General features: G+C 67.2%; 14 protein-coding genes. 9 read left to right on the top strand and 5 right to left on the bottom strand.

Annotated features, from left to right (window positions below; all coding sequences use genetic code 11):
* Positions 1 to 133: 133 nt before the first annotated feature.
* Complete coding sequence (locus JZ792_RS17525; protein WP_216911529.1) at positions 134 to 886, bottom strand: LamB/YcsF family protein; 753 nt, start codon at positions 884 to 886, stop codon at positions 134 to 136.
* 112 nt (positions 887 to 998) lie between these two features.
* On the opposite strand from JZ792_RS17525, the gene JZ792_RS17520 reads away from it, so the two are divergent.
* Positions 999 to 1,814: a hypothetical protein gene (locus JZ792_RS17520; RefSeq protein ID WP_216911528.1), complete on the top strand. Its 816-nt coding sequence runs from the start codon at positions 999 to 1,001 to the stop codon at positions 1,812 to 1,814.
* Here the strand turns inward: JZ792_RS17520 and JZ792_RS17515 are convergent, their stop codons facing one another.
* Positions 1,815 to 3,290 carry a CCA tRNA nucleotidyltransferase gene (locus JZ792_RS17515; RefSeq protein WP_438804339.1) on the bottom strand — a complete coding sequence of 492 codons (1,476 nt, stop codon included), beginning with the start codon at positions 3,288 to 3,290 and terminating at the stop codon, positions 1,815 to 1,817.
* Between the two features lie 160 nt (positions 3,291 to 3,450).
* On the opposite strand from JZ792_RS17515, the gene JZ792_RS17510 reads away from it, so the two are divergent.
* The 8 genes from JZ792_RS17510 (at position 3,451) to JZ792_RS17475 (ending at position 16,056) form a co-directional block, all read left to right on the top strand.
* A complete protein-coding gene (locus JZ792_RS17510; protein ID WP_109522973.1) occupies positions 3,451 to 3,987 on the top strand; it encodes an NUDIX hydrolase in 537 nt (178 codons plus the stop codon).
* Complete coding sequence (locus JZ792_RS17505) at positions 3,984 to 6,542, top strand: DUF6049 family protein (RefSeq protein WP_216911527.1); 2,559 nt, start codon at positions 3,984 to 3,986, stop codon at positions 6,540 to 6,542. The genes JZ792_RS17510 and JZ792_RS17505 overlap by 4 nt, the downstream gene beginning before the upstream one ends.
* A 601-nt stretch (positions 6,543 to 7,143) precedes the next feature.
* A complete protein-coding gene (locus JZ792_RS17500) occupies positions 7,144 to 11,238 on the top strand; it encodes a murein biosynthesis integral membrane protein MurJ (RefSeq protein WP_254189964.1) in 4,095 nt (1,364 codons plus the stop codon).
* Between the two features lie 315 nt (positions 11,239 to 11,553).
* Positions 11,554 to 12,102 (top strand): RNA polymerase sigma factor SigM, encoded by a 549-nt coding sequence (gene sigM, locus JZ792_RS17495; protein WP_254189963.1) that lies wholly within the window; start codon positions 11,554 to 11,556, stop codon positions 12,100 to 12,102.
* Between the two features lie 164 nt (positions 12,103 to 12,266).
* A complete protein-coding gene (locus JZ792_RS17490; RefSeq protein ID WP_216911525.1) occupies positions 12,267 to 13,058 on the top strand; it encodes an RsmA family anti-sigma factor in 792 nt (263 codons plus the stop codon).
* Positions 13,059 to 13,195: 137 nt separating this feature from the next.
* The gene (gene trxB, locus JZ792_RS17485) at positions 13,196 to 14,176 is read left to right on the top strand and encodes a thioredoxin-disulfide reductase (RefSeq protein ID WP_216911524.1); all 981 of its coding nucleotides are present in this window, start codon (positions 13,196 to 13,198) and stop codon (positions 14,174 to 14,176) included.
* A gap of 72 nt (positions 14,177 to 14,248) precedes the next feature.
* Positions 14,249 to 14,581, top strand: a complete 333-nt coding sequence (gene trxA, locus JZ792_RS17480; RefSeq protein ID WP_109522968.1) for a thioredoxin — start codon at positions 14,249 to 14,251, stop codon at positions 14,579 to 14,581.
* Between the two features lie 278 nt (positions 14,582 to 14,859).
* Positions 14,860 to 16,056 carry an N-acetylmuramoyl-L-alanine amidase gene (locus JZ792_RS17475; protein WP_216911523.1) on the top strand — a complete coding sequence of 399 codons (1,197 nt, stop codon included), beginning with the start codon at positions 14,860 to 14,862 and terminating at the stop codon, positions 16,054 to 16,056.
* Between the two features lie 76 nt (positions 16,057 to 16,132).
* On the opposite strand, the gene JZ792_RS17470 is transcribed toward JZ792_RS17475, so the two are convergent.
* The 3 genes from JZ792_RS17470 to JZ792_RS17460 form a co-directional block, all read right to left on the bottom strand.
* Entirely contained in the window at positions 16,133 to 16,852 is a 720-nt protein-coding gene (locus JZ792_RS17470; RefSeq protein ID WP_216911535.1) for a GNAT family N-acetyltransferase, read from the bottom strand.
* A 228-nt stretch (positions 16,853 to 17,080) separates the two neighbouring features.
* Positions 17,081 to 18,124, bottom strand: a complete 1,044-nt coding sequence (locus JZ792_RS17465; protein WP_216911522.1) for a ParB/RepB/Spo0J family partition protein — start codon at positions 18,122 to 18,124, stop codon at positions 17,081 to 17,083.
* Positions 18,125 to 18,178: 54 nt separating this feature from the next.
* Positions 18,179 to 19,129 carry a ParA family protein gene (locus JZ792_RS17460; RefSeq protein WP_232839490.1) on the bottom strand — a complete coding sequence of 317 codons (951 nt, stop codon included), beginning with the start codon at positions 19,127 to 19,129 and terminating at the stop codon, positions 18,179 to 18,181.
* Positions 19,130 to 20,078 lie beyond the last annotated feature (949 nt).

The following is a 20,078-nucleotide window of genomic DNA, read 5'->3' as shown; positions in this document are numbered from 1 at the left end:
TTCCCGTCCCGACCGCCGTCCCCGCCGTACTCGCTGCCGCCGCAGTCCCGGTCCCCGTCCCCGCCGGAACGTTCGCCGAGGATCGACGGGGAATCAGCGCTGTCGGCTCCACGCGATCCGCCGTGGCGGCCGGTCACGCGAACGACTCGACGGGAACTCCGGCATCGACCAGCGAGACGCGGATCCGCCGTGCCATCTCCACGGCGGACGGGGTGTCGCCGTGCACACAGATACTCTGCGCCACCACCTTCACCTCGCCGCCCTCGACGGCGCGTACGCCGCCGGTCAGCGCGATCGATACCGCCTGCGCCACGGCCTCGTTCGCGTGCAGAACCGCGCCGGGGGTCCCGCGTGGGGCGAGCGCGCCCGCCGGGGTGTACCCGCGATCGGCGAATCCCTCGCCGACGAAACGCACACCGCGCGCCACCGCGGCGTCCTCCAACCTACTGCCCGCCGGACCGAGCAGCGCCAGGCGCGGATCGTATTCGGCCAGCGCCGCGATCACGGCGTCGGCGTACCGGCGATCCCGGCCCGCCGAATGATAGAGCGCGCCATGCGGTTTGACGTAGCGCACCCGATCGCCCGCAGCACGCGCGAAAGCGTCGAGAGCACCGATCTGGTAGAGGGTCTCGTCGCGCAGTTCGGACGGATCCATCACGATCGCCCGTCGCCCGAATCCCGCCGGATCGCGATAGCCGACGTGCGCGCCGATCCGCACGCCCTTCTCGACGGCGAGCGCGCAGGTCCTGCGCATGATCACCGGATCGCCCGCGTGGAACCCGCACGCGATATTCGCGCTGGTGACGATGTCGAGCATGGCCGCGTCGTCGCCCATCGTCCACGCGCCGAAGCCTTCGCCGAGATCACTGTTCAGATCCAGCGGCATACCCGTCCTCCGAATGTCGATCTGCCGGACCCCCGGGACACCTGGGTCCCAGGTGACTCGGACCACATACCCACTGTGCCACCATCGGCCGCCGAGTACTCTCGGACCGGTCATGGCCACGTATTTCGATCCGAAGTCATGGTCGCCGTCCCGGGCTGTGGATCTCGGTAAACGCCTGTTCGACCAGTCCTGGCTGGAGCAGTGGGTCACCGTCACCACCTCCTGGGTGGATCCGGTAGCCGACCTCGGCATGGGCACCGTCACCGCGCTGATGCCCGACGTGTTGATGACCGTGCTCAGCGAAGGCATCCTCAGCCGTTTCGGTGGCCAGGAACTCACCGCGACGCTGCTCGGCCACGACGTGCACGCCACCCTCCAGGTACTCAAGGTGCGACGCCGGGGCGCGCATTTCCAGACCAAGACCGTGCTGTCCCGGGTGCACTGGGACGCCCACCCGGTCGAAGCGGTCACCGTGATCGCGCACGGGGTCAGGATGATCCCCGGCGTCCCGACCAAGGTCCGCGCCTCCCACATCGACGTCGAGGGCACGCTCACCGTCGAGGCGCTGGTCGGCTGGCTCAACGAACAACCGCTCGACTGGTCGTTACGTGTCGAGCAGAACGGCCTGATCAGGGCTTCGCACCGGACCCGCAGGCTGACAGCGCTCATCGACGCCGCCATCACCGACGATCTGCTGACGATCGAGGTCCACCGGGTGAACTGGCTCGGTTTCCGGGTGCCGCGCACCCTCGTCCACGCGCCGGGCGTGCGCCTGACCGAACTGCCGCACCGCGCGCGCGTCGCGTTCGCCGCCCGCGACGACGACCTGATCCGGTTCCGCGTCGAATTGCCCGAGATGACCGGATCTTTCGATCTGGCGCAGATGCGGTCGGCGATCGTGGCCGGAACCACGCTGATCATCTTCTGATCAGGACTTCGACTTCCACCACTCCAGCAGGGCGGCTTCGGCCTCTTCCCGGCTCAGCGGTCCGCGGTCCAGGCGCAACTCCTTGAGGAAGCTCCACGCCTTCCCGACCTCGGGGCCGGGCGGGAGACCGAGCAATTCCATGATCGCGTTGCCGTCCAGATCGGGACGCACCTTCGCCAGATCCTCCTGCTCGCGCAGGCGCGCGATGCGCTCCTCGAGTTCGTCGTAGGTGGCTCGCAGCGCCGCGGCCCTGCGCTTGTTACGGGTGGTGCAGTCGGCCCTGACCAATTTGTGCAACCGTGGCAGCAGTTCGTCGGCGTCGGTGACATAGCGACGTACCGCGGAATCGGTCCACTGTCCCTTGCCGTACCCGTGGAAACGCAGGTGCAGGAAGACCAGCCGCGCCACCTCCTCGGTGAACTGCTTGGGATATTTCAGCGCGCGCATCCGTTTGCGCACCATCTTCGCGCCGACCACCTCGTGGTGATGGAAGCTGACCCCGCCCGCGGGCTCGTTGCGCTTGGTGTCGGGTTTGCCGATGTCGTGCAGCAGCGCCGCCCAGCGCAGCACCAGGTCCGGATCGCCGTCCTCCAGATCGATGGCCTGTTTCAGCACCGTCAGCGAATGCCAGTAGACGTCCTTGTGCTGGTGGTGCTCGTCGATCTCGAGTTTCATGGCGGGCACCTCGGGCAGCACCCGCTCGGCCAGACCGGTCTCGCACATCACGTTGATGCCGTCGATCGGATTCTCGCCGCCGATGAGTTTGTCGAGTTCGGTGCGCACCCGCTCGGCGGTGATCCGATCGATCTGCTCGGCCATCTCCGTCATCGCGGTCTTCACCCGTGGCGCGAGTTCGAAACCCAGCTGGGAGACGAACCTCGCCGCGCGCAACATCCGGAGCGGATCGTCGTGGAACGAGTCCTGCGGCGCCGCGGGTGTATCGAGGACACCCGCGAGCAGCGCGGCGATACCGTCGAGCGGATCGACGAACTCCAGTTCGCCCGTCGCGCCGATCCGCACCGCCATCGCGTTGACGGTGAAATCCCGGCGCACCAGATCACCCTCGAGCGTGTCGCCGAAGGTCACCTCGGGATTGCGTGACACCCGGTCGTAGTCGTCGCTGCGGAATGTGGTGATCTCGAGCTGCTGATCGTCCTTGGCCGCGCTCACCGTCCCGAAGGCCAGTCCGCCGGTGTCCCAGAGGTGATCGGCCCAGCCGCGCATCATCTCCTGCACCACGTCGGGCCTGGCGTCGGTGGTGAAATCCAGATCGGTGCCCAACCGCCCGAGCACCGCGTCCCGCACGCTGCCGCCGACGAGATACAACTGATGACCGCGTGCCGCGAACAGCGCGCCCAGCGGCGTCAACACATCGGACAACCCTCCCAATGTGACCGCGGCGGCGGCCAGCAATCGGGTGCGTCTGTCCAGCGCTGCGTCGTCGGGGGAGTCATCGAGGGACTTGGGCGAAACCACGAACAGGCAGCTTACCCAGCGCCTTCGGCCGGTCCGCCGCCGCGACCTCCCGGGGCCGGTCCCGGGTGAGAACGGACGCGCCGGGCCGTCGCCGCGACATGAGGGCCCCGCGAGCACGCCGCGCCGTTGGCGCGCCGATCACGCACAGTAGGATTGCCAGGTGTCCCCGGCCGATCGAGCGAACAATCGACGCCGCCAGCCCCGGCGCCGCGGTTCGGCGGCCAACGCGGCGAAACCTCGCATGCGTACGGTCCGGGAAACCTCGGCGGGCGGTCTGGTCGTCGACGGCCTCGACGGTCCGGGTGAACAGCGCAGCGCGGCCCTGATCGGCAGGACCGATCGACGCGGCAGGCTGCTGTGGTCGTTGCCCAAAGGGCATATCGAAGAGGGCGAGACCCCCGAGCAGACCGCGATTCGCGAAGTCTCCGAAGAGACGGGTATCAACGGGATCGTCGTCGCCGAATTGGGAAGTATCGATTACTGGTTCGTGACCGAGGGGCGTCGGGTACACAAGACCGTGCATCATTACCTCATGCGTTCGGTCGGTGGTGAGTTGTCCGACGCCGATGTCGAGGTCACCCAGGTCGCCTGGGTTCCGTTGAGCGAACTCGATTCCCGGCTGGCCTACGCCGACGAACGGCGCCTGGCCGAAGTCGCGAATCGGTTGATCGACCGGATGGAGACCGGCAAGCGATGACGCGTGGACTGGTCCGGATCATCGTGGCGGTCCTGATCCTGCTCGGTTCGGTGACGTCTGTGCCCATGTTGTCCGGTGGCTTCTTTTCCGGTGGCACAGCCGGGGCGCAGCCGAACGGATCGAGCAGCCCGGCGACGCCGAAATTCCTCAAGTTGTCGCTGGATTCGGTGTCGCCGTCGGCGGTCACCACCACCAGCGACCCGCTGCTGACCGTCGCGGGGACGGTCACCAATATCGGCGATCGGGTCGTCGACGACGTGAGCGTGCGCGTGCAGCGCGCCGCCGCGGTCACCACGCCGAGCGATCTGCGCTCGGCACTTCGCCTCGATCAGGTCAACTACGACGTCGCCGGGTCGTTCGAGGACATCGCCGAACGACTCACCCCCGGCCAGCGCAAACAGTTCACGCTGAGTATCCCGCTGCGCCCGACCGGGGACGGGCCCTCGCTCGATCTCTCCGCGCCCGGGGTGTATCCGCTGCTGCTCAATGTGAACGGCGAACCCGCCTACGGTAATCAGGCCAGACTCGACGACGCGCGGTTCCTGCTGCCCGTTCTGGGTCTGCCCGCGGGCACCGAAGGCGGACCGCCCGCGCCCGCGCCGAGTGACGCGCCCGTGGCGACGACGCTCATCTGGCCGCTGGCCGATCGCCCCCGCCTGGTGGCGGGTGTGCCGGGATCGGTCAACGGGAAGGTCGAACTCACCGATGACGATCTCGCGGCCTCGCTCGGCAAGGGCGGCAGGCTAGAGCAGTTGCTCGGTGCGCTGGAGGCCGTCCTCGGCACCGGCGGGGCGAAGGAACGCGATCTCGACTCGGCGGTCTGCGTCGCGGTCGACCCGGATCTGCTGCTCACCGTCGACGCGATGACCAACGGCTACCGCGTGCTCGCCAGTCCGTCCGACCCGGACGGCGCCACCAGGCAGGGATCGGGCGCGGAGGCGGCGCAGGCGTGGCTGGACCGCCTGCGTGCCGCGGCGAGGTCGGTGTGCACGGTGGCGCTTCCCTTCGCGCAGGTCGACGTCACGGCGCTGGCGGCGGTGAACGATCCGGCGCTGTCGGCGCGTGCCGTGAACGCCCCCGCCGATATCGTCGACGCGATCCTGGCGACGCGCTCGGTGCGCGGTGTCGCCCTTCCCGATTCCGGCAGTATCGACGCCGGAGCCGGAACGCTCCTGCGGACCCACGGATTCACCACGGCGGTATTGGCCGACACCGCCGTCTACCCGGTCGGCGAACCTCGTGTCGACGATCCGGCCGAGGCCACGTCGGGCAGTCTCGGAATGCCGACGACCGGCGCTCGGACGGACTCGAAACCCGCGACCCCGGCCGTCGTCCGCGTTCCCGAGATCTCGGTGCCGCAGGCGGGCGCGTCGGCGCCGCCCGAATCCGGCGCGGCTCCATCGGCGCCGGCGTCACCCGCCGTGCCCGATCCCGCGTTGCGGGCGGCCACCTTCGACATCTGGTCGGCGACCGCGCTCGCCGCGGTCGGCTCGAATCCGCCGACGCCGTCGTTCACCCCGAAACGGGTGCGCTACGACGTCACCAATGATTCCCGCACGGCGCGTATGCAGGACGCGCTCGGCGCGATCTCGTGGTCGGCGCTCAATCCGCAGCCCGGCGGGCCGAGATCACAACTGCTGATGCCGCCGCAGCAGTGGGGCGCCAACCGGGACGAGGCCGCGGCCCTGTTGCGGCAGGTCGAACTCCTGTTGAAATCCAACCTCGCCACCGCGCGTCCCTTCACCGAGTTGCTCGCCGAAGCGCCCGACGCGCAGCCCTACCAACTGGACTACCTGCCCCAGGCCGCCGAGGACGCGGTGCCCGGCCGTTTCGTGCTCCCGGTCCGCGAACAGGCGACCAGGATCACCGAATTGATGCACGCGCTGGTCGAGATCCCCGAGTCGGAGCCGACGCCGCGCGGCTATCTCGCACCACTCGGCGATGATCTGATCCGGGTGCTCTCGCTCTCGGATCGCCGTACCGGTAACAGCGCCGCGCCCGACACCTTCGCCCAGCGCAGACTCGATCAGACCACCAAGGCACTCGACGAGTCCTATCGCGCGGTGACGGTCCTTCCTCCCGGCGGCGTGTACACCCTCGCCTCCGAGCAGAGCCCGCTGCTGCTCGTCGCGCGCAACGATCTGCCGGTCGCCATCCGAGTCCGTTTCCGGATCGAGGCGCCCGCCCAGACCCGCATCACCGATATCGGCGAGCAGCAACTGCCTCCGAAAGGCACCCGGTCCTTCCAGATCCCCAGCGAGGTCAGCGACAGCCGCAATCTGGTGATCCCGATCTCGCTCACGACCCCGGAAGGCATACCTCTCGGCAACGCCACCTCGGTCTCGGTGCGTTCCAACGCCTACGGTCAGGCACTCGCGATCATCACCGCGTGTGCCGGTCTCCTGCTGTTCCTCCTCGCCGGACGCAGGCTGTGGCGCAGGTTCCGCGGCAGGCCCGACCCGGCCGACGAAGGCTTCGATCCCGGTACGGTACGGCAGGTCGGTAGGTACCGGCGGGCACGTAAGAAGGTCATGCGGGAGCGTGACGATGAGTGAACTCGAACCCCTAACCGCACATCGGTACGATTCAGGACATCTGTACGGAAACTGTGTTTGTGTCACACAGGCCCGATGGCATCACAATGGGGGGAGCTCGACGGGTGGGAACTAGGCGAAACGCCGGACCTCGAGCGAGTCCGATGCAGAGGTCCCGCGCGGTACAGGAGGCATGATGAGCGACGATGACTTGTCCGCTCATCGGTCCCGACCCGAGGAACGCCCCGACGGGCCACCGCCCCGCCGGGCACCCGCCGCGCCGTGGGAACGACCGGCCCCCGCTGCCGAAGCCGGGGAGGATCCCGGCGTGACGCACCGCGATCCGCACGGCGGTCAGCCGCCGCGCGTCCCCCGTGTCAGCAGGCCGGTACCTCCGCCTCCGCCCGGACGTCAGATGCCGCCACCCGGACGTCGGGTGCCACCACCGCCACCGTCCGGTCCTATGCCCGCGCAGCCGGGCCAGGCGCCGCGTCAGCCCGTACAGCCGGGCCAGGCGCCGCGTCAGCCCGGGCAGCCGGGAGCGGCGCCGAGGCCACCCGCACCGCCGGGTGCGCCGCGCAGACCCGGACCGCAGGGACCGATGCCGGGCCAATCGGGTGCGATGCCACGTCAGCCAGCACCGCCGTCGGGTCCCATGCCCGCGCAACCGGGCGCCGCGCCGCGCAGACCCGCACCGCCACAGCAGCCGGGACATCCCGGGCAGCGGCAGTATCCGGCCGCTCCGTCGTCGGGACAGGGCCGACCGCAGCAGGCGCCACCCGGCCAGGCCGCCGACCCCGATCGCGGACAACCCGTGCGACGCGGTCCCGCGCCACCGAATCCGGCCCACCAGAATCCGGCGCAGCGTTTCGCGCCGCCGCCGAACTACCCGCAGCCGCAGCCGACGGCCACACCGCAGCGCAGGCGGCCCGCGCCCGCCGAACGGATCGAAGCGTCGGCGTCGGCGTCGAACCGTCCGCGTACCCACGACTGGCCGGTCGCCACCAAAGCCGAGCCGGAGCCGAAGGAACGCGAGTCCACCGAGAGTTCCAACGCGCGACTGCTACGGGATTCGGGGTCGATCGCGTTCGCGACGCTGATCAGCCGCATCACCGGATTCGGTAAGCAGCTGCTGTTGCTGACCGCGCTCGGCCCAGCCATCGCCAGTGCCTACACCTCGGCCAGCCTGATCCCGAACATGATCGCCGAACTCGTCCTCGGCGCGGTGCTGACCGCGATCGTGGTGCCGACCCTGGTCCGCGCCGAACAGGAGGACGACGACGGCGGCGCGGCCTTCGTCCGAAGACTCGTGACGGCGGCATTCGTCGTCCTGGCCGTGTCGACACTGCTGGCCATGGTGTCCGCGCCCATTCTCGCGACCCACGTCTTCGTGTCCTCCGACGGCAAGGTCGACACCTCGCTGACGACGGCACTGACGTATCTGCTGCTGCCCGCGATCATCTTCTACGGCATGTCCGCGCTGCTCACAGCGATTTTGAACACCAGACAGGCGTTCAAACCCGGCGCATGGGCGCCGGTGCTCAACAACGTCGTCGTCCTGGTCGTGCTGGCGCTGTACGCGTTCACCCCCGGCGAGATCACCCTCGATCCGGTGAAGATGAGCGATCCGAAACTGCTGCTGCTCGGCGGCGGTATCACCGCGGGTGTCGTCACCCAAGCGCTGAGCCTGTTGCCCGCGATCCGCCGCTACGGCATCGATCTGCGACCGCTGTGGGGAATCGACGCCAGGCTCAGGCAGTTCGGCAAGATGGGCGCGGCCATCATGCTGTACGTGCTCATCAGCCAGATGGGCGCGATCTTCGCCAACCACATCTCCTCCACCGCCGACGAGGCCGGTCCGGCGATCTATCAGAACGCCTGGCTGCTGCTGCAATTGCCGTACGGCGTTCTCGGGGTCACCCTGCTCACGGCGATCATGCCCCGGCTCAGCCGCAACGCCGCCGCCGACGACACGCCCGCCGTGGTCGACGATCTGTCCGTCGCCACCCGATTGACGATGATCGCGCTCGTCCCCGTCGTCACCTTCCTGACCCTGGCCGGTCCGCAGGTCGGCCAGGCGCTGTTCGGTTACGCGCGGTTCGCCGGCGACGCCGAACGGCTCGGCACCGCGGTCGGCTGGTCGGCCTTCGCGTTGATTCCCTATTCCCTCGTCCTGATCCATCTGCGCGTCTTCTACGCCAGGGAGCAGGCGTGGACCCCGACCTGGATCATCCTCGGCATCACCACGATCAAGGTGCTGCTCTCGGCGCTCGCCCCCGCGCTGGCGAAAAACAGCGACCAGGTCGTCATCATCCTCGGTGTCGCGACGGGACTCGGTTTCACCGCGGGCGCCATCATCGGCGGTTACCTGCTGCACCGCAGTCTCGGCGATCTGCGCATGGTCAACGTCGGACGTACCGTGACCCGCGTCGTGCTCGCCTCGGCCGCGGGCGGCGCCGTCATGCTGATCCTGAACGCGATCGTCGGCCTCGACCGGGTCTCGGGTGGCTTCGGCTCGCTGATCCGGGTGGTGATCTCGGCGATCGTCATGTTCTCGGTCGCGTTCGGCCTGATGCGCTTGGCGGGGATCCCGGAAATCGTCGCGATCACGGTGGCCGTGTCGCGCCGTCTCGGGTTCACCCCGCCCGCACCGGATCTCGATCTGGACAGCCCGGTCGAGGATGTGTACGCCACGCAGGTGCTGCGTAGGCCGGACCTGTATGGGTATCCGTCATTCGACCCGTATATGGACACGCAGACCATGGTGTTGCCCGTAATCAGACCCGACGCCGTTGACAGCACCGGCAAGGGCGAGTTCCCGTACCCTGTTCGGCATAGAAGCACAAGTGGCGAATTCGCCGGAACCTCGACATATCAGGGCGAAGGAGGACCCAGGGTGAGCGACGACGCGGCGGTGGGCGGCGTCCCAGCCGCCGATTCTTCTGCGGCCGCGGTAGGCGGCCTTTCGACCGATGTTCCGCTCTCCGCAGGACACCCGTCGAATCCGGGATACCCGGACGGCGTAGGTGCTGTGGGCAACTCCGGACCTACGGGATCGGATCGGAACGCGCGGGACAATCAGGGGCCCGCACCACGAGATCCGATGTACGACACCGGCATGATCCCGATTCCGCAACTGGCTCCGCCCCCCGCGGATCCGGCGGCGCGTCGGGCCGTGCCGCGCGGTCCCAAACTGATGCCTGGCGCGTCGGTGGCAGGCGGGCGTTACCGCCTGCTGGCCGGTCACGGCGGCGCGCGCGGACTCAAATTCTGGCAGGCGCTCGATATCAAACTCGATCGCGAGGTCGCGCTGACCTTCGTCGACGCCGACCAGAAGTCCGCGGAGAACTCCGGTCACGATGGACCGCAGGCGATCCTGTCGCGCACGTTGCGGCTCGGCCGGATCAACTCACCGGGCTTGGCGCGCGTCCTCGACGTGGTCCGAGGCAGTTCGGGCGGCATCGTCGTCGCGGAGTGGACACCGGGTAGATCCTTGCGCGAGATGGCTGACACCGTGCCGTCGCCGATCGGCGCGGCTCGGGCCATCCGCGCGCTCGCGTCCGCGGCCGAATTGGCCCACCGCAGTGGCGGTTCGCTCTCTATCGACCATCCGGACCGGATCAGGATCAGCGCTTCCGGCGACGCGGTCCTCGCCTTCCCCGGCACGCTGTCGGATTCGGATGCCCAATCCGATGTCCGTGGACTCGGCGCCATGCTCTACGCGCTGGTCACGGCACGGTGGCCGATCCGTTCGGGCGGGGTCACCGGGACCGCGGCCACGGTCGGCGGGCTGCGCCTGGCCGATTTCGGCACCGACGGAACCCCCATCGAGCCACGCCAGATCCGCCCGGAGGTCCCGTTCGAGATCTCCGCCGTGGCCGTGCGTTCGTTGGAGTCGAACAAGGGCGTACGCACCGCCGCCACCGTGCAGCATGTGCTCGAGCAGGCGTCGGTCGTCGATCAGAAGACCGATTTCATCCCGGTGCTGCGTCTGGGGCAGCGGCAGGCCGCGCAGGGCGCTGCCGTCGACGACTCGCTGGCCGATCCCGAACTGCTTGCCGCCGAACGGGAACGCTCCCAGCGGATGATGTGGATCATGGTCGGGCTCGGCATCCTGGCCGCGCTCGTGGTCGGCATCGTCATCTGGTGGATGGTCAGCATGTTCGCGCCGGGCGCGTCGGACGCCCCGCTCAACGAACAGCGCAATATCGGCCTCACCACCAACAGCACCGCCGCGCCCGCTCCCGGCGCGATACCGAACGACGGGACGCCGGGAGGCGTCCCGGTCCCGGTGACCGCGGTGTCGGTGTTCTCCCCGGAGGGCACTCCAGACAACGGGTCCAACGCCAGAGCGGTGATCGATCAGGACCCGGGCACCATGTGGCGCACCGATCAGTACTTCCAGCAGTTCCCGGCCCTCAAGAAGGGGGTCGGGCTGCTGGCCACGCTGCCGAGCCCGGCGAAGTTGACGAATGTCTCGATCAACTCGCCGAGCGCGGGCACCACCGTGGAGATCCGCACCTCCCCGACGGATACTCCGACGCTCGACCAGACCCAACTGATCGGCACCGCCAAACTCTCCGACGGCGCGACCGAGATCCCGGTCCGCGCCGACGCCTCCGCGCGCTACGTCCTGGTGTGGATCACCGGACTCGGTAACTCCGGCAACCAGTTCCAGACGGCCATCTCGGATCTGCGTTTCGACGCGGCGCCGTAAGACGAGCGCAGCGCACGCCCCTCCTTCTTCCTCGCCCGCACGTGTCGTTTCCCGTGCCGTGGCCCTCCGCACGGTTGCTGCGGATTCATGCCGCCCGGTATGATGCCTTCGCGCTCTCACAGCAAGGGGAGCTTCCCGGGATCTGGTGCCTCGATCCTGGATGCTGCGAAATTTATAGGTGGCGATCGGCAGATCTGTCGCCCACGTGAGCGCTGTCCGAGGGGTATGGGTTTGTCGTCCGAATTGAACGAGGATTCCCGTGGGGGGAAATCGCGGCCGGTCACGTACCGTGCACGCTCGTTCGTGCCCGACGACATGAGCGATGTCGAGTTGCTGCGCGCCCACGTCGCCGGACAACGTCACGCCTTCGCCGAAATCCTGCGCAGACATAACGATCACCTCTGGCAGACGGCACTGCGCACCTCCTACAACCGCGAGGATGCCGCCGATTCGCTACAGGACGCTCTGCTGTCGGCCCACCGCACCGCCGGGTCCTTCCGGGGGGAGGCGGAAGTGCGCAGTTGGCTGCACGCGATCGTCGTCAACGCCTGCCTGGATCGGATTCGTCGCAACAAGACCAGGCGCGCGGTGTCGCTGTCACCGGAGAACATGCCCGAACCCGCCGAGGAGCGGGACGAATTCGCCGAGTTGGAAATGTCGCTCGTCGTCGACCACGCGCTGTTCACGCTCCCACCGGAACAGCGCACCGCGCTCGTCGCGATCGAAATGGCGGGGTATAGCGTGGCCGATGCCGCCGCGAAGCTCGGGGTACCCGAGGGAACGATCAAGAGTCGGTGTGCGCGTGCCAGACAACGGTTGAAAGAACGTTTGGAATTTCTGCGCGATCCGGGGAACCGGAAGTAGACCCGCTGCGTCATTAATAGTGACGAACCACGAAGCGATATCAATGGTGTGCCCGTAGTGATGCGGCGCCTGCGCGGTATCGCCCTCGAGGGCGAATCGATGACAGCCCCGAACAGTTGTGATGTCGGAAGAGAACGATGTCGGATCAGAGCGATGGAGGTGCGATGGCGATCCGGTCCGTACCGCAGCCTCCGTTCTCCGCGGAGTTGCTGGCAGATCTGCACGCGGGGAATGTCGACCCCGAACTCGGCGCACAGCTATGGGTGGCCGCCCGCGACGATTCGGAAGCGGCCGCGTATCTGAAGGCGCTCGACGACGTCGACGACCGGCTCCGAGCCCTTGCCGTCGACGACCGGATACTGCACCCCATGCCCCCCGACGTGGCGGCGCGGATGGAGCGGTTCCTCGAGGAACTCGATTCGATCGAGGAGCCCACCGAGCGGGTCGCGACCCTGCGCCCGTTGCCGAACGGACCCCGAACCACTTCGGTGCCGACCGGCGCCGAGGATTCGCCGCCGCATTTCGCGACACCGCTGTCCCCGCGCCGCCGCCACGTCGTCGCGCTGCGCTGGCTCGCCGCCGCCGCGGCCGTCGTCGCCGTGATCGCGGGTGCGGGCGTGGCGACCCAGTTCCTGCGCGGCGACGAATCCCCTCCCACGGCGGGGCCTGCAACCACCGATACCGGCGGCGAGCTGACGTCCACGCTCGCCCTCGCCGCCCTCGGCCGCAACGACGTGAGCGGACAGCTCGGCAGCCGCAGCGCCCTGGCGGACTGTGTGCGCGCGGCCGGACTCGACCGCGCGATCCTCGGCTCGACCGATATGAACTATCGCGGCGGTGCGGCGGTGCTGATCCTGCTCAGCGGCCCGTATCCGCCGAAGATCACCGCGCTCGTCGTCGGCCCCGGCTGCGGCGTCGGCGATCCCCAGGTGAAGAACATCACCGATATCGGCTGAGCCCGCGGGCCGCGATCAGCTCGCCGCCCTGGTCTGTCGGCATAATGGGTCGGGCCACAGTGCTGACGCCGCGGGAACAAGGCCGTTTAGGCTGTTGTTGAATCCCACGTTCCCTAGCTTTCTTTCGGAAGGGCCCCATGAGCACGCCAGTTCGCGACCTCATCATCGTCGGCTCCGGACCCGCAGGCTATACGGCCGCGGTCTACGCCGCACGCGCCGAACTCCAGCCGTTGCTGTTCGAGGGCACCCAGTTCGGCGGCGCGCTGATGACGACCACCGAGGTGGAGAACTTCCCCGGCTTCCGCGAAGGCATCATGGGCCCGGACCTGATGGACGAGATGCGCGAACAGGCCAAGCGATTCGGCGCCGAGATCCGCACCGAGGACGTGGACGCGATCGATCTGAGCGGTCCTATCAAGACCGTCACGGTCGGCAGCGAGACCCACCGGGCGTACGCGATCGTGCTCGCCATGGGTTCGGCCGCCCGCTACCTCGGCGTACCGGGGGAGCAGGAACTGCTCGGCCGTGGCGTCAGCGCCTGCGCCACCTGTGACGGCTTCTTCTTCAAGGGCCAGGACATCGTCGTGGTCGGAGGCGGCGATTCGGCGATGGAGGAAGCGACCTTCCTCACCAAATTCGCGTCGAGCGTCACCATCGTGCACCGCCGCGAGGAGTTCCGTGCCTCGCGCATCATGCTGGAACGCGCGAAGGCCAACGAGAAGATCCGGTTCGTGCTGAACTCGGAAATCGCGAAGGTCAACGGTGATTCGGCCGTGACCAGCCTGACCCTGCGCGACACCCGCACCGGCGAGGAATCCGAACTCGCCGCGACCGGCCTGTTCGTCGCGATCGGGCACGATCCGCGCAGCGAATTGGTCCGCGATCAGATCGAATTGGACGACGAGGGCTACGTACAGGTCGAGCACCCGTCGACCGCGACCAAGGTCCCCGGTGTCTTCGCCGCGGGCGACCTGGTCGATCACACCTACCGGCAGGCGATCACCGCCGCGGGCACCGGCTGCCGCGCCGCCATCGACGCGGAACGCTGGCTGGCCGATCAGGGTGATATCACCTCCAACACCCTCGACCACGCCGGACGGCCCGTCGCCGGCGTGTGATCCGCCACGGCCGGTCCGACCGGCCGCCGCTCGTTCTCGTCACAACGCTCTACCACCGCAAGGAGATATCCCATGGCCGACAGCGCCAAGACGGTCACCGTGACCGACGCGTCCTTCGCCGACGACGTCCTGCTCAGCGAGAAGCCGGTACTCGTCGACTTCTGGGCCGACTGGTGCGGGCCGTGCAAGATGGTCGCCCCCGTCCTGGAGGAGATCGCGGGAACCCACGCGGATAAACTCACCGTGGCCAAGCTCGACGTGGACGCCAATCCCGGTACCGCACGTGACTATCAGATCCTGTCGCTGCCCACTATGATGCTGTTCTCCGGTGGAAAACCGGTGAAGCAGATCGTCGGCGCGAAGGGCAAAGCCGCCCTCTTACGTGAACTCGAGGACGTCCTCTGACACAGCGGCGCCTGTACCGCTGCGATATCGATTCTCCAAAGAACACCGCCGTGCGACGACGCGCCGTAGGATGCCTGGACCCCGGTTGATTGTCTGATTCCGGGTCAGGTCTGAGACAATCGACCACACGCCGTGGACGACATGCCCGGACGCGGTAGCGTGCATAACGCGCACATGGCCGCGAAAAGGCGCCGATCGACATGGCGGTGGTCGTGTGAAGGTGTATCCCAACGCATGAGTGGGTACCCGAGTTCGACGGAAGGGAAGGGCTCTCACGCATGCACCGACTTCGTCACGGCGATTCCGGTCCAGCCGTTGCAGAGGTTCGGAGCACCCTGGCAAGTCTCGGGTTCCTCCACGCGCACGCGGTCGGCGACGATCGGTCGGGTGCGAGCGATTATTGGAAAGATACCGACGCCTCCTTCGACCACCATCTCGATTCCGCGGTGCGCGCGTTCCAGCAGCATCGCGGTCTTCTCGTCGACGGTGTCGTCGGGCCCGCGACCTATCGGTCCCTCAAGGAAGCGTCCTACCGGCTCGGCGCGCGCACGCTGATCTACCAGCTGTCCGCGCCGCTGTACGGCGACGATGTCGCCACCTTGCAGCGCAGGCTGCAGGACCTCGGTTTCTACGTGCACCGCGTCGACGGCTATTTCGGCCCGCACACCCACGAAGGGCTCACCGCGTTCCAACGCGAGATCGGGCTCTCCGCGGACGGCATCTGCGGACCGGATACGTTGCGGTCGCTGGAACTGCTCGGCGCCAGGGTCACCGGCGGCAATCCGCATCGGATCGCCGAGGAAGAGGTCGTCCATCGCGCGGGCCCGCAGCTGACGGGTAAGCGGATCGTCATCGATCCCGGCCTCGGCGGCCCCGACAAGGGTTACGCGGTGCCGAGCGAATTCGGCGACGTCTACGAGTCGGAGATCCTGTGGGATCTGGCGAGCAGGCTGGAGGGTCGCATGGCGGCCACCGGTATGGAGACTTTCCTCTCGCGGCCTTGGGGAGCCAATCCCACCGATGCCGAAAGGGCCGAGACCTCCAACGCCTTCGACGCCGACCTGATGATCTCGCTGCGGTGCGCGAACAATCCGAGTCCGATGGCCAACGGCGTCGCCGGATTCCACTTCGGCAATTCGCACGGTTCGGTGTCGATGATCGGTCAGGTGCTGGCCGGATTCATCCAGCGCGAGGTGGTCGCGCGGACCTCGTTGCAGGATTGCCGGACCCATTCGCGGACCTGGGATCTGCTGCGTCTCACCAAGATGCCCACGGTCCAGGTCGACATCGGCTACCTCACCAACAGCTACGACTCCTCGGTCCTCACCAATCCGAGGATGCGCGATGTCATCGCCGAGGCGATCCTGATCTCGGTCAAGCGGCTGTATCTGCTCGGTCAGGACGATCAGCCGACCGGCACCTACACCTTCGCGGAACTGCTGGCCGAAGAGCTCGCCGCGGCCGACCGGGTCTAGGGTCGGACAAGACTTCCCGAATACAGTGCGCCCCTGCCGATCACGTATCGACAGGGGCGCATTGGTCTATCCGGGGTCAGTGCGCCCCGACGCGGGTCGCCTCGTTCAACGAAGCGGCGGCCAACAGCTGGTCGAGGGCACGCTCGACGTCTTCCTTCCAGCCGTGGTCGGAATTCAGCTCCAGACGCAACCGCGGGAACCGATGATGGGCAGCGACCACCTCGAAACCGACATCCTCGAGGAAATCGGCCTCGATCATGCACGTCTCCGGCGAACATCCGGCTGACCGAGATTCCCGGGCCGGTGCGCCGATACGCTCCATCAACCGCATCGAGCCGACGGTGCGGTCCGACATCGCCTTGGCGGGCGGCTCACCGCGGATGCCGAATGCCTCCAGCGCGCGCACACCGCGACGCACCAGATCGGCCACCACGGCCTGGATGAGTCGCTGGGCCACATCGCCATCGCGATAGGGATGTTCGGAGCGGAGCGTGGTCAGCAGGACCGCGTCCGGGCTCACGGGGGAGGTGGGGAACAGCGCGGCGCGCGGCACCACACTCGGCGGCGAGTACAACGCGCATCCCGCGACATTGCCGTCGATATTGGCCAGCTGACCGCACGAACCCCATTCGAGCATGACCGTCGACAGCCATGCTTCCTTCTCGAAGACAGGATCACTGAATTCGCGGGAGTCCTCGGCGACGGCCGGGTCCATCTCCCAGAAGACACAGCGCCTGGCATGTGCCGGGAGCTGATCCACTCCGCCGAGGGTAAGTGCTGTGACGCTGGTCGACACCGCTCTGCTCAGCCTCCAGCTATCCGATTCTTCGATCACGCCGCATCACTATTTTCTCGCCAGCAAGAATAAGCGATCAACAGAAACCTGCCTCACTCCCATGCCGCTGTGCTGTTGGTCAGGAACCCTCGCCCGCGCCACCGGAGCGCTTTTCCAAGGCGCTGTCACAGTGACGTTTTAACGCCCTGCTCCCGTATACCGGGCCCACACGGGCGATTTTCATCTACTTCACATACCGAGCTGCTGCTGCTCCATCAGGGAGACAATCCGCTCGAGATCTTCCACCGAACCGAACTCGACGACGATCTTTCCCTTCCGCTTACCCAGACTCACGGTGACCCGGGTATCGAAGGATTCCGACAGCCGCTCGGCCACATCCTGGAGACCGGGCATATGAATCGGCTTACGACGCGGCGACGGGGGAGCGGCCGCATCCGGATCCCGATTGGCCAGGGTGACGGATTCCTCGGTCGCCCGCACCGAGAGTCCCTCGGCGACGATCCGCGCGGCGAGCACTTCCTGCGCGTCGGCACCCGCCTCCAAACCGAGCAGCGCCCGGGCATGTCCGGCGGACAGCACACCGGCCGCCACTCGTCGCTGCACCGGGATGGGTAGTTTCAACAGCCGGATCATATTGGTGACGACCGGACGCGACCGTCCGATCCTGGTCGCCAATTCCTCGTGTGTGACGTCGAACTCTTCCAGCAGTTGCTGATAGGCCGCCGCCTCTTCCAACGGATTCAGCTGAACCCGGTGGATGTTCTCCAGCAGCGCGTCACGCAGCATCGACCCGTCGGCGGTTTCCCGGACGATCGCCGGGATGGCCTCCAACCCGGCTTCCTGGCAGGCGCGCCACCGCCGCTCACCCATGACGAGCTGGTAGCGATCGACACCCGGCTCGACCCGACGAACCACGATCGGCTGCATCAGGCCGAATTCACGGATCGAGTGCACCAGCTCCGCCAGCGCCTCTTCCTCGAAGACCTGGCGGGGCTGCTTGGGATTGGGTTCGATCTGGTCGGGGGCGATCTCGCGGTAGATGGCACCGCTCGTCGAAAGTTCGCCCTCGTCCTCGGTCACCTCCGAGGGATCAGGGACGCGATGCAGGTACGCCGACGCAGGCTGCGGGCCGATGGGGTCGAGCCCGATCACGACGTTCGCCGCCGCACTGCCGAGCCCGGGCGCACTGCCGAGACCCTGCGTGGTCGTCGGCCCCGTCGGGATCAACGCCGCCAGACCGCGGCCCAGCCCGCCTTTTTTCGCCTGAGTCATCGGCTTTCCGATCCCTTCTCTTTTCGCCATCAGAAAACCGCCACCCCGTGGGGATTACGCGCCATCCGCGACCTGCGCGGCCAGGGTGGCCCGCTGAGTCATTTCCCGACCGGCATCCAGGTAGCTCATCGCACCCCGGGAGCCTGGATCATAATCGAGGACCGTCATCCCGTAGCCCGGCGCCTCGCTGACCTTCACACTGCGGGGGATCACCGACCGCAGCACGATATCGCCGAAGTGCCCGCGAACCTCCTCCGCGACCTGGTCCGCCAATTTGGTGCGGCCGTCGTACATCGTGAGGATCACGGTCGAGACGTGGAGATCAGGGTTGAGGTGCGCCTGCACCAGCCCGATATTGCGGAGCAACTGGCCGACACCCTCCAGGGCGTAGTACTCGCACTGGATGGGGATCAACACCTCCTTCGCCGCCACCATCGCGTTGACGGTCAGCAGACCGAGCGAAGGCGGGCAGTCGATCATGACGTAGTCGATGTCGAAGCCGGCGATATTCGCCTCTTGGATAGCGGCCTTGAGCCGCCCCTCCCTGGCCACCATCGACACCAGTTCGATCTCGGCGCCGGCCAGATCGATCGTCGCCGGAATGCACAGCAGGCGTTCACTGTGCGGGCTGGTCTGAATAGCCTCCTTGACCGACACCTCGCCGATGAGCAGTTCATAGCTCGAGGGAACACCCGAGTGGTGCTCGATGCCGAGCGCCGTGCTCGCATTGCCCTGCGGATCGAGGTCGATCACGAGAACCGTCATCCCCTGGTATGCCAGGGCGGCAGCTAGATTGACGGCCGTCGTCGTCTTTCCGACCCCACCCTTTTGATTGGCGATGGTGATGATCCGTTGCTCGTGCGGTTTCGGCACAGTCACCTTTCCTGGATGCAATATCTGACTGGCGCGCTGAGCTTCGGCCGCGATCGGGGTCTCACTGGGGGAGATGTGCCCGAACGGTGTGCTTCCGAATGCTTCCGCGTCGAGATTGCTGGAGTCCAGCATCCCCGGCACGCGCGACGTCGTTTCCCGTGAAACATTCGCCGGACCGCTCGACATAGACAGCTCCTAACCCGAGAACTCAGACCACGTGCGACCGGCAGAGGCCGTCGCTGTGTCTTCAACAGCTGTGCCGGATCCAAACACGATGCTCGACCTGGGACCGAGGAGTCCGACCGAGCGGACGGAGCCCGCGCCGCTGTGACACTCACATCCTCCGTGGCACCTACGCTGACGCCCGACGCTCACTAGCTTGCCAGCACTCAGCGCGATAGGAAAGCTGAATCGCGGTGCGACACAGACGACACGCGAAACTCGCGCCGAAATTCGTGCGAGTTCGCCATGTTTCACATGAAACATGGATCGCTGGGCTCGGCTTCAGCGTGGGCGTGGAGGGCGTCCGGCTGACAGGTGTGGGATGGGTGTTGAGATGCAACAGCCGGGTGGGTACCTGGACCTTCCGATCTTTTCATCACTGTGACGCAATGTTTCAGTGGTAGGAGGTACAGCGTGGCGCGCTCCCGGCTGAACTCGCTTGCACGGCAGGGGTGATGACAGTCACCGGGGAGTTCTCTACGTCTTGCCGGTTCTGCACGGCTGTCTACTTTCCGCAGCCGCAGCTCGGGCTCGCGAATATCTCCCGTGTACCGGACCGAGACTCCCTGCGTCGCTTCGTGGAAAGCCGTGCGTGGCACGGCATCGAGTTTCACGTGAATCGCGGCGGCCCGGGTCTCCTGCGCAGCTGCTTATCGAGCGCATCGGATTGCCATGCGCGTCCGAGGAGACGACCGCGCCTGGTCCAAACCGACTCGACCTTCGTGTGAGTGCTGGACACGATCAGCCTCCGCTGTCCGGTCGGTGTCGGACCGGAATTTCTGTCAGCATCGCAATGCCGCTGTCGTTCCCGAACTCCCACCCACGTGAAACGTTTCGCCCGGTTCTGCTCGATGTCGCG

The sequence above is a fragment of the Nocardia noduli genome, from assembly GCF_019038455.1.
Taxonomy (GTDB): Bacteria; Actinomycetota; Actinomycetes; order Mycobacteriales; family Mycobacteriaceae; genus Nocardia; species Nocardia noduli.
Note: the sequence above shows the minus strand (reverse complement) of the source record. Positions and strands in the feature narration are given on the sequence as shown.

What these genes read in the sequence shown, in the direction of transcription:
- JZ792_RS17525 (WP_216911529.1), bottom strand. Translation starts at nt 886, where the DNA reads ATGCCGCTGGATCTGAACAGTGATCTCGGCGAAGGCTTCGGCGCGTGG.
- JZ792_RS17520 (WP_216911528.1), top strand. Translation starts at nt 999, where the DNA reads ATGGCCACGTATTTCGATCCGAAGTCATGGTCGCCGTCCCGGGCTGTG.
- JZ792_RS17505 (WP_216911527.1), top strand. Translation starts at nt 3,984, where the DNA reads ATGACGCGTGGACTGGTCCGGATCATCGTGGCGGTCCTGATCCTGCTC.
- JZ792_RS17500 (WP_254189964.1), top strand. Translation starts at nt 7,144, where the DNA reads ATGCCACGTCAGCCAGCACCGCCGTCGGGTCCCATGCCCGCGCAACCG.
- sigM (WP_254189963.1), top strand. Translation starts at nt 11,554, where the DNA reads ATGAGCGATGTCGAGTTGCTGCGCGCCCACGTCGCCGGACAACGTCAC.
- JZ792_RS17490 (WP_216911525.1), top strand. Translation starts at nt 12,267, where the DNA reads ATGGCGATCCGGTCCGTACCGCAGCCTCCGTTCTCCGCGGAGTTGCTG.
- trxB (WP_216911524.1), top strand. Translation starts at nt 13,196, where the DNA reads ATGAGCACGCCAGTTCGCGACCTCATCATCGTCGGCTCCGGACCCGCA.
- trxA (WP_109522968.1), top strand. Translation starts at nt 14,249, where the DNA reads ATGGCCGACAGCGCCAAGACGGTCACCGTGACCGACGCGTCCTTCGCC.
- JZ792_RS17475 (WP_216911523.1), top strand. Translation starts at nt 14,860, where the DNA reads ATGCACCGACTTCGTCACGGCGATTCCGGTCCAGCCGTTGCAGAGGTT.
- JZ792_RS17465 (WP_216911522.1), bottom strand. Translation starts at nt 18,124, where the DNA reads ATGACTCAGGCGAAAAAAGGCGGGCTGGGCCGCGGTCTGGCGGCGTTG.
- JZ792_RS17460 (WP_232839490.1), bottom strand. Translation starts at nt 19,129, where the DNA reads ATGCTGGACTCCAGCAATCTCGACGCGGAAGCATTCGGAAGCACACCG.